Source organism: Peptoclostridium sp. (genome assembly GCF_009881055.1).
Classification (GTDB): Bacteria; Bacillota; Clostridia; order Peptostreptococcales; family Peptostreptococcaceae; genus Peptoclostridium_A.
The window spans coordinates 17,443-32,111 of the sequence record NZ_WXFG01000015.1; the positions used below are offsets into that span (position 1 = coordinate 17,443).

At 47.3% G+C, this 14,669-nt stretch carries 12 protein-coding genes; 1 reads left to right on the top strand and 11 read right to left on the bottom strand.

The features are described from left to right. Positions 1 to 70: 70 nt before the first annotated feature. The 8 genes from addA to GT589_RS02640 form a co-directional block, all read right to left on the bottom strand. Positions 71 to 3,661 (bottom strand): helicase-exonuclease AddAB subunit AddA, encoded by a 3,591-nt coding sequence (gene addA / locus GT589_RS02605; RefSeq protein WP_293395550.1) that lies wholly within the window; start codon positions 3,659 to 3,661, stop codon positions 71 to 73. Further along, positions 3,645 to 7,031 (bottom strand): helicase-exonuclease AddAB subunit AddB, encoded by a 3,387-nt coding sequence (gene addB, locus GT589_RS02610; protein WP_293395553.1) that lies wholly within the window; start codon positions 7,029 to 7,031, stop codon positions 3,645 to 3,647. Before addB ends, addA begins: the two co-directional genes overlap by 17 nt. Before the next feature lie 133 nt (positions 7,032 to 7,164). Next, entirely contained in the window at positions 7,165 to 7,320 is a 156-nt protein-coding gene (locus GT589_RS02615) for a hypothetical protein (RefSeq protein WP_293395556.1), read from the bottom strand. 32 nt (positions 7,321 to 7,352) lie between these two features. After that, positions 7,353 to 7,565, bottom strand: coding sequence for a hypothetical protein (locus GT589_RS02620; RefSeq protein ID WP_293395559.1), 213 nt, complete (start codon positions 7,563 to 7,565; stop codon positions 7,353 to 7,355). A 17-nt stretch (positions 7,566 to 7,582) separates the two neighbouring features. After that, positions 7,583 to 8,413 (bottom strand): response regulator, encoded by an 831-nt coding sequence (locus tag GT589_RS02625; RefSeq protein WP_293395562.1) that lies wholly within the window; start codon positions 8,411 to 8,413, stop codon positions 7,583 to 7,585. A 42-nt stretch (positions 8,414 to 8,455) separates the two neighbouring features. After that, a complete protein-coding gene (locus GT589_RS02630) occupies positions 8,456 to 9,616 on the bottom strand; it encodes an FprA family A-type flavoprotein (protein ID WP_293395565.1) in 1,161 nt (386 codons plus the stop codon). A gap of 18 nt (positions 9,617 to 9,634) precedes the next feature. After that, positions 9,635 to 10,060, bottom strand: a complete 426-nt coding sequence (locus GT589_RS02635; protein WP_293395568.1) for a Fur family transcriptional regulator — start codon at positions 10,058 to 10,060, stop codon at positions 9,635 to 9,637. 127 nt (positions 10,061 to 10,187) lie between these two features. Beyond that, entirely contained in the window at positions 10,188 to 10,934 is a 747-nt protein-coding gene (locus tag GT589_RS02640; protein ID WP_293395571.1) for a hypothetical protein, read from the bottom strand. Between the two features lie 206 nt (positions 10,935 to 11,140). Between GT589_RS02640 and GT589_RS02645 the strand changes: the two genes are divergently transcribed. Continuing rightward, positions 11,141 to 12,244 (top strand): HD-GYP domain-containing protein, encoded by a 1,104-nt coding sequence (locus GT589_RS02645; RefSeq protein ID WP_293395574.1) that lies wholly within the window; start codon positions 11,141 to 11,143, stop codon positions 12,242 to 12,244. A gap of 61 nt (positions 12,245 to 12,305) precedes the next feature. Here GT589_RS02645 and GT589_RS02650 read toward each other — a convergent pair whose 3' ends face one another. The 3 genes from GT589_RS02650 to GT589_RS02660 all read right to left on the bottom strand — a co-directional run bounded on the left by GT589_RS02650 (position 12,306) and on the right by GT589_RS02660 (position 14,616). Further along, positions 12,306 to 13,016, bottom strand: a complete 711-nt coding sequence (locus GT589_RS02650) for an amino acid ABC transporter ATP-binding protein (protein WP_293395577.1) — start codon at positions 13,014 to 13,016, stop codon at positions 12,306 to 12,308. A 15-nt stretch (positions 13,017 to 13,031) separates the two neighbouring features. Further along, positions 13,032 to 13,670 (bottom strand): amino acid ABC transporter permease, encoded by a 639-nt coding sequence (locus GT589_RS02655; RefSeq protein WP_293395580.1) that lies wholly within the window; start codon positions 13,668 to 13,670, stop codon positions 13,032 to 13,034. A 133-nt stretch (positions 13,671 to 13,803) separates the two neighbouring features. Continuing rightward, positions 13,804 to 14,616 carry an amino acid ABC transporter substrate-binding protein gene (locus tag GT589_RS02660; RefSeq protein WP_293395583.1) on the bottom strand — a complete coding sequence of 271 codons (813 nt, stop codon included), beginning with the start codon at positions 14,614 to 14,616 and terminating at the stop codon, positions 13,804 to 13,806. Positions 14,617 to 14,669: the final 53 nt, after the last annotated feature.

Here is a 14,669-nt window from a genome sequence, read left to right on the forward strand (position 1 = left end):
GCTGTCTCTAACAGGTTTATTTTTCCTGTTTTGAGACAGCCCTTTTTTTGTTTGATCTATATGTGGTTTCTTAGAATATGCGAACCTGCTTTGAAATGCTCAGCAGATATATATACCCCTCCTTTACCTTCATTCCGGTCAGCTTTTCAAGGGCCTCCCTGTAAAGCTCGAGCTGCGCCCCGTATTTTTGTGCGGCGCTCTCTTCGATTCCCTCCTGCTCCCTGTCCGTCTTGTAGTCGAGCAGCACCAGCTCTCCGTCTTCCTGGAAATAGCAGTCTACAATCCCCTGAATTAATATAGGGTCCTCGCAGCCTTCAAGCTCCGGCATTACCTCGCACGCCTTCCTTTGTATGACGAAGGGTACCTCCCTATGCGATTCCTGTGCCTTCCTTAGCCTTTCGCCTATTTCGCTCCTGAAAAAGTCCCGCATCATGCCTGCCTGCACCACTTGCGCCTCTTCCTGCGAAAGCAGTTCCCTTGAGACCAGCTCCTGCACCTGGAGCATTATATCATCCTCACTGGCCGTCCTTTCCATGTCTATGTGGCGCATTACAAAGTGATTTATGCTTCCCTTCTCAGCGGCAGTGAAGCCCTTCTTGCCCTCCACGAATGAAGGAGATTTGGAAAGCGACGGTATGCTGTAGGCAGAGCCCTCGTAGCCTTCCTTTGAAATCCTTGAAAGCTGGGTGACAGATATTTTGGAAGGTATGCTAACTGTTTCAGCATGGGGGTATTTCCATGAGAATCTTGAGGAAATCAGTTTAGAGAACTCTCCATTTTCAGGGCTTTCCTTGAGATTGCTCAGCTCTTTTTCAAAGCTCTCGGCCCGCCTTCTCCTTTCCACCTCGGCTATGCTCACATGTGACCTGTCCAGCAGCCTTACATCAAATGAGGAGAGACCGTCAGACAGCACGTGCAGCTGCTCATTTTCACACAGCCTGCGCAGTGCAAGCGCATCCTTATGCCTGACTGCAGCCGCGCATATCCAGTCCATGAAGCCGAGCGCGCTCGCGAGGCTGTATGTGCCAAGCTGTCTGCACCATTTCTTGGCCGAGCTTTCGACGTCTCTGACGCTTCCAATCATTATGAGCCGATCTACAGCCCTTGTCATGCCAACATAGAGTATTCTCATCTCCTCCGAGAGACTCTCTATGTCGATTCTCTTTTTGATTGCTATCTGGGGCAGAGTCCTTCTGTAAAAGCGCAGCTGCGGCTCGACATACCTTGGCCCTATTCCCAGATCCTTGTGCAGTACGATTTCTGCGCTCGAATCCCTAAGGTTGAACTTCTTGCCAAGGCCGGCCATAACCACCACAGGGAACTCCAGGCCCTTGCTCTTGTGTATGCTCATTATCCTCACTATGTTCTCATTCTCGCTTAGCACCTTGGCGCTACCCATGTCTGAGCTGCTCCTTAGCATCCTGTCTATGAATCTTATGAAGTTGAAAAGTCCGCTTATGGTTGACTTCTCAAGCTGGCCCGCCCTGTCAACGAGTATGCGCAGATTCGCCTGTCTCTGCTCCCCTCCCGGCATTGCTCCCACATAGTAGTAGTAACCGGTGTCCACAAGCAGCTTCCATATGAATTCATCCAGCCTCATCATCCTTGACTCGTCAGCCCACTCATCCAGCCTGCCTGTAAAGCGCCTGACCTTTTCCGCAAGCTCATCATCGCAGGAAGACGCGTAGTTCTCAAGGGCCTCATGGTAGCTTGACTGCCTGCTGGCAAGCCTGACCTGCACAAGCTCCTCTATGGAAAACCCGCCTATTGGCGATCTCATGACGCTTATCAGTGGTATGTCCTGCCTCTTGTTGTCTATGAGCCTCAGCAGGTTTATGAAAATCTGCATCTCAACGGTGTCGAAATAGCCGCTGCTCTCGTCGGAGTAGACGGGTATGCCTTCCTCCCTGAACACCTGTGTGAATACGGAAGCCCAGCTCTTTACAGTCCTAAGGAGTACCACGATGTCCCTGTATTCTATCTGCCTGTAGGCTCCGAGCTTCGGGTCGTAAGTCATCCCTCCCACGATTTCCTTTATCCTTGATGCAGTGAGCCTCGCCTCCGCCTCTATGTCGCTCATCTCCTCGAGTTCGCTGCCTACATCGAGCCCGTCGCTTCCTTTTTGGACTATGTTTATCTCAACCGGCGAGCCCATGCATTCCTCGAATTCCGTGCCCTTGTAGAGGAAAGCCTCCTCATCATAGTCTATCTCCCCGAGCGATTTTGACATTATCTGCCTGAATATGAAGTTGATGCTTCCGAGTATCTCCTCTCGGCTCCTGAAATTCTTAGACAGGTCTATCCTGAGATCCTTTGTGCTGCCGTCCTTGCTGTAGGTTTCGTACTTTTCAATAAACAGCGTCGGGTCAGCCAAGCGAAATCTATATATGCTCTGTTTTACATCTCCCACCTGAAATAGGTTGTCTTCTCTTTTTATCCTGCCTATTATGGTCTCCTGAACTATGTTGCTGTCCTGGTATTCGTCGACAAATATATATTCAAATCTTCCAGAGAGCTCCTTTCTGACCTCATCGCTCTCCAGTGCCTTCAGCGCATAGTGCTCCAGGTCGTTAAAATCGAGCAGGCCCCTTTCCAGCTTCTTGGCGCTGTATATCCCGTCAAATTCGCCGATCATGCCGCTAAGATATTTCATGAGCGGATGCATTCGCTGAAGCTGCCGCGCGTGCTCCTGCAGAGTCGTCCCCTCTACGTCGCTTTTCATGGAGTCTATCAGTTTTTTGTAGGACTCCCTGAGTTTTTTCGCATCCTCCTGAAGCCTCTCGTCTATCTCATCCTTGCGTTCCTTCTTTATTGTTGCCAGCCTTGCATGCTTGATGCCAGGCATCAGGGCATAGAAACCGGAGAGCCCGCTTTCAAGCGAAGCCCTAAGAGCGGCCACATTCTCCATGTCGGCTTTCAGAGTTGCCGCATATTCGCTCGGACCTCCCGGAAGAGCGCATATTGAACCCGTCTGACTAAGTATGTCCGCGGCGCCCTCGAGCTCCGAGCTGAAGCTTTCGGCTATTGTGCGGCCCCAGCTTGTGTCCTCAATCTCATCAGCGCCTACATTGAGGCTCTCCACGCTCCGCTCGAGCCACTCAAGAGGATATGGCTGGCTTTGTATGAAGCCGTAAATTGACAGCATTAGCTCCTGCAGCTTTGTGTCCTCGCGGTTTCCCCCAAAGCCCTCCACCAGTTCTATAAAGTCAGGATGCGCCCTTTTGTAGCATTCCTCGAAAAGCTCATCAGCAGACTCCTGTATGAGTATTGCAGCCTCGGCCACATCAGCTATCCTGAAGGACGGATCTATGTCTATTATGTGGAAGTTGCTTCTTACCACGTCTATGCAGAACGAGTGCATCGTCGTTATGAACGATTTGCTCAGCAATGTTATCTGCCTTCTTATATATTCGCTGTCGGCGCCTTCCTTCTCAGCTTCCCTTGCAAGCGCAGACATTATCCTCTCCCTCATTTCGCCAGCGGCCGCATTTGTGAAGGTCACTATCAGAAGCCGGTCTATGTCCACGCGATCTCGCAGCACTAGCTCTATTATCCTCTGAACTAGCACTGCAGTCTTGCCCGAGCCCGCGGCGGCAGACACCAGAAGGTTCTTGCGTCTTGCAGTTATTGCCGTCTCTTGCTCCTTAGTCCACTTTGTCATCTGAACTCTCCCTTCCCGAAAGCAGCTCCCTCACCTGTGTATCCGAAAGCTTCTTTATGTTCCTGTATTCGTTGTCCTCCAAAAGCGTGTCAAACTGGCATATTGACTTGAATTTGCAATAGCTGCAGGATATCTCGCTGCCGCTCCTGCACGGCTGTATCTTTATTTTGCCCTTTAGTATCTCCGAGCCTATCTCGCGTATGATATTTTTCACGTGACCTATGAGTCCCCTGAATTCAGATTCGCTGACTGCGCTTGAGCGCTCGGATATCTCGCCGTCTTTTTTGACCTCTGCCGGTATTATGCTCGAATACCTTTCGCTTTCTATTTCGGAGTCCATTGCCTTTACAACGCTTACATCCTTCAGAACTATTCCGTTCATCTTGAGCTGCTTTAATATGCCCTTTTCTATGTCGTCCTCGCCCAGCTTATCTGCATCTATAAGCGGATCGTCTATCCTAAAGTAGAACACTCCGGCCGGATGGAGCTCGTCAAACTCGAGAAGCTGCTTGTTTTCAAGCAATGCGTCCATATATACGAGCAGCTGTATCTGAAGCCCATAGTATGCATCCGAGAGCGTGAACTTTTTGCTGCCCGACTTGTAGTCTATTATCTTTACATAGCCTTCACGGCCGTCTCCCAATATGTCCACCCTGTCTATCCTGCCCGAAAGTTCTATTTTCTCTCCTCCCGGCAGCTCTATCACTATGGCCGGGATGCTGCCGCATTCCGAAAACTCCACCTCGTGGTCCAGAGGCGCAAATTCTCCCCTTCTTATGTGCTCCACTATAGCCCAGGCCGCACGCTTGCCGACCCTTTTTATCTTGTTTACAAGGTAGCTGTATCTGTGGCTGCTGTAGAGCACCCCGCTGCCGAATTCCGGCACCATGCTGTCTATTACGCGCTCGACTATCTCGTCGCTTTTTTCTCGCTTCAGCTCTCTCCAGCTTATGTTCTCGTCTGAAATCTCCTTAGAAAACTTCTCCACTGAGGAGTGGAAAAGCGTTCCCATATCAGGCATTGATACAGTGTATTCAGGCCGCTCCCTGGGCGAGAGGCCATAGTTGACAAAATGCGCAAATGGGCAGTTTGCAAATCTCTCAAGCCTTGAAATGCTCGATTTAAGCGGACTGGTATAAAGCCTGGATGCGAGCCCGCCTCCCATATACTCCTGCTGGTTTTTGTGGAAGAGCCCTTCGCATACTATGTCGGACTTTTCACTCCACTGCGGACTGGATGCATACCACGAATACAGGTCTCTCCAGAGGCTGTCTTCTGTCGACGCCTCCATTTCCTGCCTTATGAGCTCGGAGAGCTGCCTTAGGCCCGGGAAAGGAGATACCAGCATTGCAAGCCGCCTGTCCGAGTCGACTACTATATCTGATTCCACCTGAAGGCCTGCATAGAGCTTTTTCATTCTATCCGCTATAATCGAGGGCCTTAGGGCCTTGCCTTCCTCGTCAGCTATGGCATAGCTCATATGCAAAAGTTCGCTCGGCTTTGAAAGGGATGTGTATATCGAGAACTTCTCCTCTTCGGCCCTTGTAATGCTGTCTGTAGCTATGCGGACCCCATTCTCCTTCATTATGAGTTTTTCATCGTCCAGTATGAGCTCCTCGTCCGAAAACCCGCCAGGAAGCACGCCGTCGTTGACTCCGAGCACGAAAAGCGCCTTTATTTCATGGCTCTTCGACCTTTCGAGGCTGCCTGCTATCACCTGGTCCATCGTCGGCGGTATTACACCTATCTTGTGCTCTGCAAAGCCCGCAGAGAGTATACCGGCATACTCGCGTATGTCAACCTTCATGTCACCAATCATTTCAACCATCTGGTCGAATATCTCTATTACTATGTTCCAGATCTGGGTGTTTTCATTTACGTATTCGAGCCTGGAATCATCCATGAGGCGCTGAGTCCATCGCTCTATCTTCTCAGGCATGTCAAGCTCTACCATGAAGTCATATATGATGCTCGTAAATTCCTTCACCGTCTTCTTTTTTCCGAGCTTCTTTTTCAGGCCTGCAAGAGGAGGCACTAGTTTTATGCGCGCCTGCTCTGCCAGCAAGCGCTCCTCGTCCGAGCCCAGTGCAAACTCGCTCAGCCAGGCGGATGACTTTATGCCGTATCTTAGTACGTAGTTTTCAAGGCGCTCCCAGCTGCTCCGCTCAAGCTCCGTAAAACCGGTCTTTATGAATTTGAATACGTCTTCATATCTGAAATCCCTGACCGCAATGTCTAGCGCCGCTAGAACAAATCTTGTTATAGGATTGTTTGTAATCGGTCTTTTTTCGTCTATGAAGACCGGTATGCCATACTCGCTGAATGTCCTTTTGATTATCTGCGCGTAGTCCTCGAGCGCGCCTGTGACTATGGCGATGTCCCTCCAGCGGTAGCCCCTGCCGGATGCGAGCTTTATTATCTCTATAGCTGCGTTTTCAACCTCGCTGTGCCTGCTCGAGCCCGCAAACAGCCTTATGCTGGCCATATCCCCTGCATATCTCGAGAACGGGTAGGCATACAGATTTCTCTCCAGGTGCAATAGCTCGGGAGGCCTTGCAGCTTCAAGCTGCACCTTGCATGTGCTCTCGCCGGCTCCCGCCTCACTGGCAGATGCCGAAATCGCCTTCATTGTCCTTCTGGTTGCAGCAAAAATCTCATAGTCCGGCCCCCGCTCCGTGTCGATCGTGAGGCTTACGCTGACCTGTGCCGCCTTTTTTACAAGCTCGTTTATTACGCTGAGCTCGCCTGCGCTAAAACCACTAAAACCGTCTATCCAGACATGCGCTCCCTCAAGCAGCCTGCTCGAGCTGATTCTTTGAGACAGAAGCCTAAGCCAGTCGTGCTCGTCAACATAGCCTTCCTCCAGTGCCTGTGTATATTTTTCATATATTAGGCCCAGCTCCCTCAGCTTGAGTCTGAGCATACCCTCCTCCAGGGCATCGCTGCACGCCATTAGATTCTGGGGAGCTATATCCTGCATTTTTAAGTCGTCTATGAGTGCGCTGCATTTCGAGAGGAAGCCCTCCTGCCTTGAGGCCTTCGCATACAGCGTCAGCTCGCCTGCGTTTGCATCTATTATGCTCCGAAGCAGCATGGCCTTTCCGCTTTGGTTTATTTGAACACGTTTTATTCCTCCTACCTCGCTGAGTATTCTGTGCGCCAGCCTCTGGAAACTCAGGACCTCCAACTGCATTATCCCCGCACTGCCCAGAGAAGCTATTATGTCAGTCTCCGCCTGCAGCGTGAACTGCTCGGGCACCATAAGCACCAGCTTTACAGCCTGGTTTTGTTCCATGCATTTCCTTATATCTTCATAGACAGCGCTTGTCTTGCCGCCACCTGCACGAGAAAGCACATATTTTAATTGCATGGCGTCACCCCTTTCCTGATATGAGAACTCCTGTTCCTATTATACCAAAAAACCCCGCATCAAACCGCAATCAAAGCGGCCATGCAGGGCTTTTCCATTTAAATATCTGGCTATGAAGCTTTATTTTTGCAACCTATTCGTACTCTATGGCATAAAACTCATCGAGCCCTTCTATCGTTTCGACCTCTCTGACTCCCACGATATCATAGTCCCTGTTGGGCGTAATTATTATTATATCCCTGTTCTGATCAAGACCTTTGAGTATATCCATAAGTTCTTTAACTTTCAATGCAAACACCTCCATCGAATATGCGGCTGGCATTAACTGATATGAGCTAGCTTCTCCAAGTACTCCAAATATTTTTTATATGCAACGCTGTCGAGTATCTCCGATAGCTCATACTTCCCATCCGCAAGCCTCAGTATTTCTTCTGCAATGGAATTTATTACATCTATCGGCTTATTTTCATTTATCGCCATATTCAGCTCGCATCTTTTGATCTCGGTGGCGACTTTGTACTTTGCCTTGTCCATGTTGAGTCACCTCCCGATTATGCTTCTTCGCCCGCTCTTAGCTTGTCTGTAAGCATCGGAAACAGGCTCTCCCTGGATGATATCTCCGTCGGGAATGTGACAAAAGTGTTTTCTACGGAATAATTTTTGAATCGTTCATCCGTTATTTTTATTTCATCAAAAAGACTCTTTATCTTTTCATCCACAACGCTAGTGTTCTCCTGAGTGCAAAAGGGAAGCACTCCTATGTAGCTTTGGTTTCCAAAGCTCATGAATATGTCCGTGTCCCAAAACAGGCTGTTTATCTTGCTGTAGAGCTCTCTAAAGAGCTTGTCCTCGGCTTTCATTCCATAGCCCGAGTCTGCACTGTCCTTGTTTATAACGCTCATGATTAGTGAAATGCTGTAATTACCCTTCTCAGCCTTCCGAAGTTCACCTGAAATGTACTTGTTGAAATCCATATACACCCTTCTGGCTCCCAGGGAAGCGCTGCCGTTTTGCTCATCCGCCTTCATGTTCGAAATTATCCTGCTTAGAAGAAATTCATCTTCAAACGGCTTGAGTATGTAGTCCGAGGCGCCGGCCTCTATTGATTTGACAAAGGTGTCCTTCTTGTTTTGCGCCGTCAGGACTATCACCGGAATCTCATAGCCTCTCGACTTGGCTCTTCTTATTACTTCCAACCCGTTTTCCTTGTCCAGCTCAAGTTCTGTTATTATAAGCGAAATTTCATCTTTTTTCTTTTGAAGCATCGTGAAAAGCTCGCTCGAATTCCCAACCTCATGCAGCCTTATGCCATATTTTCGGACAATCTCCTTTATCCGATGTCTCACATAAGCTGCACTGTCTAGAATAACTATACTGCTCACGGCTATCATCCCTTTACCTTTATATATCTGCTGCTATGTTTTTTATATGATCTCAAGCACCATCTTTTCTATATTGTCAAGCTCGTCAGTTGAAGGAACAAATTGCTGCTTTATTTCTGCAACTACGTCGCAGCCCGCAAGCTCCAGCTCTGATTTGACAAGTCCTATGCTTTGTCCTCCCCAGCCAAAAGAACCGAAGGCTATAGCTTTTCTTCCTTTAGGCGCGAGTCCTTTCATATACGCCAGGAATGCCGCTACCGTAGGAAGCATGTTGTTGTTTAGCGTTGGCGAGCCCACGCATATATACTCCGCATCCATTATCTCCGTCATGACATCCGATATGTGGTTGTGCTCAAGATGCAGAAATCTTATAACATATCCCTTCTCCTCGAAGGCTGACTTTATGCGTGATGCCATGGCCTCAGTTGACTTCCACATGGAGTCGTATACTATAACAGCCTTTTTCGAGGTTCTGTTGGAAGCCCAGTCAGCATAGAGACTCACTATCTCGGGAATATGCTTACGCCAGATCATTCCGTGGCTTGTCGCAATCATTTCAATATCCAGCCCCTTGGCTGCTTCAAGCTCCTTTTGAACCTGCATTCCGTAGGGAAGCACTATGTTGGCATAATACTTTCTGGCCTCTTCCATGACTATGTCTATTGGATATTCGTCATCGAATCTTTCCGAGGATGCAAGATGCTGCCCGAACGAGTCGTTCGAGAATAGTATCTTCTCCTGCGGCATGTAGCATACCATGTTGTCAGGCCAGTGCACCATAGGCGTGAGCAGGAATTCAAGGCTCCTCTTGCCAAGCTCAAGCTTGTCACCCGATTTTACGACCTTGAAGCTCCAATCCTTCTTGTAGTGGGCCCTAAGACCTTTTTCCCCGCTGGCGCATGTGATTATTGTTGCATTTTTTGCGATTTCCATCATTCTCGGAAGCGCGCCTGAGTGATCCATTTCAACGTGGTTTGAGACAATATAGTCTATGCTTGATGGATCAATTATGCTCGATATCCTGCTTATCATTTCATCTGCAAGGTAGCCCTTGACAGTGTCTATAAGTGTTATCTTTTCGTCCACTATCAGGTATGCATTATAGGTCGAACCTCTCTGAGTTGAATAACCATGGAAACTTCTAAGGTTCCAGTCGATGCCTCCTACCCAGTATATGCCTTCCTTTATGCTGACAGCTTTCATAAGAACACCTCCGTAATTTTATTTTCTGCTCAGACAGTCTTTGCAGACGCCTTTGAAATAAAGATGCTTCTCTTCCACCTTGAAGCCCTCTATTCCGCTTACTCCGCTATCTTTAATTTCAAATTCGAAATCATATACATTTGAGCACTCCAGGCACTTGAAGTGCCCGTGGCTTGCTGCGTCGGCATCATATCTGCCCTCGTTCTCCTCTATTGTTATAAGCTGAGTTATGCCTTTTTCAATAAAAAGGCTGAGCGTATTGTAAACTGTTGTCTTCGAGAGTGTCGGTATATGCGGCAAAAGTGACCTGTGAATTGTGTCGACCGTAGGATGGTTCTTGTTTTGCACTAGATATTCAAATATCTTTAGTCTTTGATATGAGGGCTTGACCCCGTTGTCCTTTAGATATTCGCCAAGGGTGTCTATGCTCATTTTGCTCTTCATAATATCCATCTTCCTTTTTTATTGATAGCATCGATTTACACTTTTGTAACAATTACAATTTTATTTTAATGTTTTATAGGCATGCTGTCAATATTGAGAAAATAGCATATTGCATGTTTATTGGCTGTTAAGGCTGAGTCGGCATCATATCTTCTATTTTCATCACCTTTACGTCATCCGGAAGCTTGAAGGTATCCTCGCCGAAGCTGCCTTCTTTTATGTTCTTTATTTTCATTGTGGACACGATCTTCCCATCGGCCTCAACTTCACTTTTTACGACAAGCCCCGTTTTTTCGTCTATCCACATCCTGCTTATTATATTTTGACCTGTGCTTTCATCCTTTAGTACAACCAGCTTGGCATTTCTGCCATCCACATCGTCATCCTTTATTTCCACGACGCCATCCCAGTTGACATCATCGCTTGAGGTATTGATGTCGTAATCATCCTGCATGCTTTCAGACGAGGTTATGTCCTGTCTTATGGCTATGTTCTCAGCCGGATTATACATCAATATGTAGTCCTCCCCGGCTTCCTTTATGAGTACTGACATGACCTGTCCGCTCTGGTCGAGGGTCTCAGTCCGTATATTCTCGCCCTGCTGCCATGTTTTCATAGCCATTGCCGACTCCGGCATGCCGCTTCCGCCCTCCACAGTGACAGTATATTCATAGTATACGCCTTCTCCTGGGCTTCGCTTTGATACTAGCTGCTTCATTTCCTCCTTGAGCTGGTCGAGTGTTTTTTCGCTTTTCTGGCTTTCCTGGCTCTGATCTTGCTGTGCCTTCTCTCCGGTGTCTGTTTCCTTAGAGCAGCCTGCAAGCGATACTGCCATCGCACATATAAGAATTCCCAGATATATCAGCTTCTTCATTTTTCCAACCTCCCTGATTTGATTTTTTTGTCAAAATGACTCTGATGCGGAAATCGCTATAGTATTTAATACCCTATAATGCGCCCATTATGTTTTAAAATCTATAAATTTGCAGAATAAATGTTGGCTATATGTACTTTTATTTTCTCACCGTCCATAGTATCATAGTTACATACAAATATATGTTTACTCAGGAGGGACGTCTTTTGTCAATAATTCAAAGCGACAACAAATTGATAATAAGCACGGACGACCTTCGCGAGGGAATGATTCTGGCGCAGGAGATAATCGACCATCGCGGCGTTCGCATACTTGCTCCGGGTACAGTAATGTCTGAAGCTATAATACAAAAGCTTCAAATCAGTTCAAACACAGATTCAGTATTCGTATACAAGCCCGATGACATGGCGGGACACCTTAGCCTCAGCACACAGAGCACTTCAAGTCAAGCGCCATCAAACGCCGAAAAGCGTATTGAAGAACTTGTGGATTTGGCTTCAGAGCAGCTCAAGAACAAAATATTTGCGGCCGACTCAGAAAAGCTAATAAACGTGGTTCACCTCAACAGGATAACCGAGCTCATAGTGGAAACTGCTTTTAATACAGGCGAGCTGATAAGCTACATAATGAAAATCCGCGAACACAAGGATACCCTCTACAAGCATTCAATAAACGTCGCTGCGCTCAGCTGCATGCTCGGCAAATGGCTGGGGTACGACAACGCCACGCTCAACATACTCACCCGAACGGCTATGCTTCACGACATAGGCAAGACGCGCATAGACAGCCGCATACTAGACAAGCCCTCCAAGCTTTCCGATTGGGAATTCAATCTCGTAAAGAAGCACTCAGAAATTGGCTACAAGATGATACGCAAGATTAACTATATGAGCGAAAGCGTCAGCCTGGGCGTGCTTATGCACCACGAGAAGGAGGACGGCTCCGGCTATCCGCTAGGCTTGTACGGTTATCAGATACATCCATTTGCAAAGGTCATAGCAATAGCCGACATATTCGACGCCCTCACATCTAAGAGGGTCTACCACAGGAGAACCTCTCCGCTTAGCGTGCTTGAAATATTTCAGAGGAAGTCTTACGAGAAGCTGGATGTAAAATGCACCATGAATTTTGTAAAGAACATATCAAGCTTTTACGAAGGCGCGGATGTGGTTTTAAATACGGGAGAGCACGCAAAGATAGTGAAGATGAACCTCAACAACATATCAAGGCCGCTCATACTCGTAGGCTCTGATTTTATCGACCTTGAAAAATCAAACACACTGCAGATTGACGACATACTACCAAAATAAAAAGCGACTGGAAAATCAGCATATAATTTTCAAGTCGCTTTTGTTGTTCTATTTTTTTGTTCTAATCCTGCATCATTCTTTTGAGAAATGCCTGCACTCTCGGATGATCCGGATTTTCAAACATGTCCTTGGGAGTGCCCTCTTCTACTATTTTTCCCTTGTCCATGAAAATGACTCTGTCTGAAATCTCTCTGGCAAAAGCCATCTCGTGCGTCACTATTACCATAGTCATATGCTCTGCTGCCAGCTTTTTGATTACGCCGAGCACCTCGCCTACAAGCTCAGGGTCAAGAGCTGAGGTGGGCTCGTCAAATAGTATTATCTCCGGCTTCATTGCAAGAGCCCTTGCTATTGCAACCCTTTGCTTTTGTCCGCCGGAAAGCTGTCCCGGGTATGCGTCAGCCTTGTCCTGGAGCCCCACATCCGAAAGCATCCTTAAGGCCAGCTCGCGAGCCTCTTTTTTGCCCATCTTTTTGACTATTACAGGAGCCTCCATTACATTTTCAATGGCGCTCATATGCGGAAACAAGTTGAAGTTCTGGAAAACCATCCCCAGCTTGCTGCAATTGTGCTTGCTCAGCTGGTCACCGTCTATTCTTATTACGCCTTCGTCTATCTCCTCTATCTTATTGAGACATCTAAGCAGGGTGCTTTTTCCAGATCCGGAAGGACCTATCACCGATATTATCTCGCCTTTTTTCACATTGAGGCTCACGCCGTCAAGCACTGTGAAATCGTCAAATTTTTTTACTATGTCAATAGCGTCTATCATTAATTTACCTCCCGACTAGTACACAGTATATTTTTGCTCTATCTTCTTGAACACAATGACTATAACCCAGCTCATTGCAAGATAGAAAAGTGCGGCGATTACGAACGGTATTATCGTAAAGTCCCTCGTGAGCACCTCTTTTGCCGACCTGAGAAGATCTGCCATGCCTATTGCTGCAACAAGCGCAGTGTCCTTTACAAGGGTTATGGCTTCGTTGCAGGTTGGAGGAAGCACTCTCCTTATCGCCTGCGGAATCACTACCCTTCTCATTGTCTGAACATAGTTCATTCCCAGCGAGTGCGCGGCTTCGTACTGACCCTTGTCTATAGACTCTATGCCCGCCCTGAATATCTCAGTCAGATATGCCGCATAGTTCACTATGAATGTAAGTGCGGCCGCCATGAAAGGCGTCATAGTTATTCCGAGTATCGGAAGCCCGTAGTATGCAAAAAACAGCTGCAGGAGAAGCGGCGTTCCCCGGAATATCCAGGTGTATGCCTCAAGGACTATTTTAAGCGTTTTGTGCTTTGAAACCTTGCCCAGGGCAAAAAATATTGCCAGCGGCACGCTGAATATGGCCGTCACTGCATAGATTTTAAGGCTCACTACAGTACCCTTGAGAATATAAAGTGTAGTATTGATTATGTATTCCATATGAGTCCTCCAAAAAACTTATTGTGCGTTATCGCTTTACCACATTAAATCTTACCATAAATGCATGCTATTTACTAACCGAAAATTCAAAAGACAGGCTATGCCTATGACATTGCCTGCCTTGATGTATATACTATTTTACTATGTCTTCTCCGAACCACTTTTTAGATATCTCTGCAGCAGTTCCGTCTTCCTTCATTTCGCTAAGTACTTTGTCAAGCTCCGCAAGGAATGCCTTGTCTTCCTGCCTTACTCCGACTCCGTATGATTCTTTTCCTAGGTCCTCTTCAAGCACCCTGTAAGTGTCTCCCGCGTTGTTTGAGGATATGTAGTATCTTCCAACAACCGCATCCATTACAACTGCGTCAACCCTTCCAGCCTTAAGGTCAAGCAGAGCCTCTACGTTGTTTGAATACTTCTTAACTTCGCTCAGCTTTCCTGCAAAGTCGGCATTGTTGTCAAGCGCTGCCTGGGCTGTGCTTCCGAGCTGTATGCCCACAATCTTGCCTTCAAAGTCTGCCTTAGCGTTGTACTGCGAACCTGTTTGAACTATTATTATCTGGCTGTTGCTAAGATAAGGAGCTGTAAAGCCTATCTGCTCTTTTCTCTCGTCAGTTATTGTAAGTCCGTTCCATATTACGTCTATTTCCTTGTTTTTGAGGCTTAGTATTATTCCGTCCCAGTCAACAGGCTTGAAAACCACGTTTACGCCCATTCTCTTGCCGGCCTCCTTGGCCAGGTCTATGTCGAAACCAACTATCTCTCCTGCCTCATCTCTAAAGCCCATCGGCGGGAAGCTGTCGTCAAGGCCTACTATTATTTCACCCTTTTCCTTGATAGTCTCAAGCGACTTGTCTTCCGTCTCCTGAGTTTTGCCGCAGCCCGTGAAAATCACTCCCGTGATTGCAATTATAAGTGCCAATAAAACAGATAATTTTTTTTTCATTCTAGCAGTCCTCCTTGTTTGTTTGCGTTTTATAAGTCTGGGCTTGTCTGCCC

Bases quoted from the DNA above. Each gene is read 5' to 3' on its own strand.
- GT589_RS02660 (WP_293395583.1), bottom strand. From the start codon at position 14,616: ATGAAAAAAAAATTATCTGTTTTATTGGCACTTATAATTGCAATCACG.
- GT589_RS02655 (WP_293395580.1), bottom strand. From the start codon at position 13,670: ATGGAATACATAATCAATACTACACTTTATATTCTCAAGGGTACTGTA.
- addA (WP_293395550.1), bottom strand. From the start codon at position 3,661: ATGACAAAGTGGACTAAGGAGCAAGAGACGGCAATAACTGCAAGACGC.
- GT589_RS02635 (WP_293395568.1), bottom strand. From the start codon at position 10,060: ATGAAGAGCAAAATGAGCATAGACACCCTTGGCGAATATCTAAAGGAC.
- GT589_RS02650 (WP_293395577.1), bottom strand. From the start codon at position 13,016: ATGATAGACGCTATTGACATAGTAAAAAAATTTGACGATTTCACAGTG.
- GT589_RS02630 (WP_293395565.1), bottom strand. From the start codon at position 9,616: ATGAAAGCTGTCAGCATAAAGGAAGGCATATACTGGGTAGGAGGCATC.
- GT589_RS02620 (WP_293395559.1), bottom strand. From the start codon at position 7,565: ATGGACAAGGCAAAGTACAAAGTCGCCACCGAGATCAAAAGATGCGAG.
- GT589_RS02640 (WP_293395571.1), bottom strand. From the start codon at position 10,934: ATGAAGAAGCTGATATATCTGGGAATTCTTATATGTGCGATGGCAGTA.
- addB (WP_293395553.1), bottom strand. From the start codon at position 7,031: ATGCAATTAAAATATGTGCTTTCTCGTGCAGGTGGCGGCAAGACAAGC.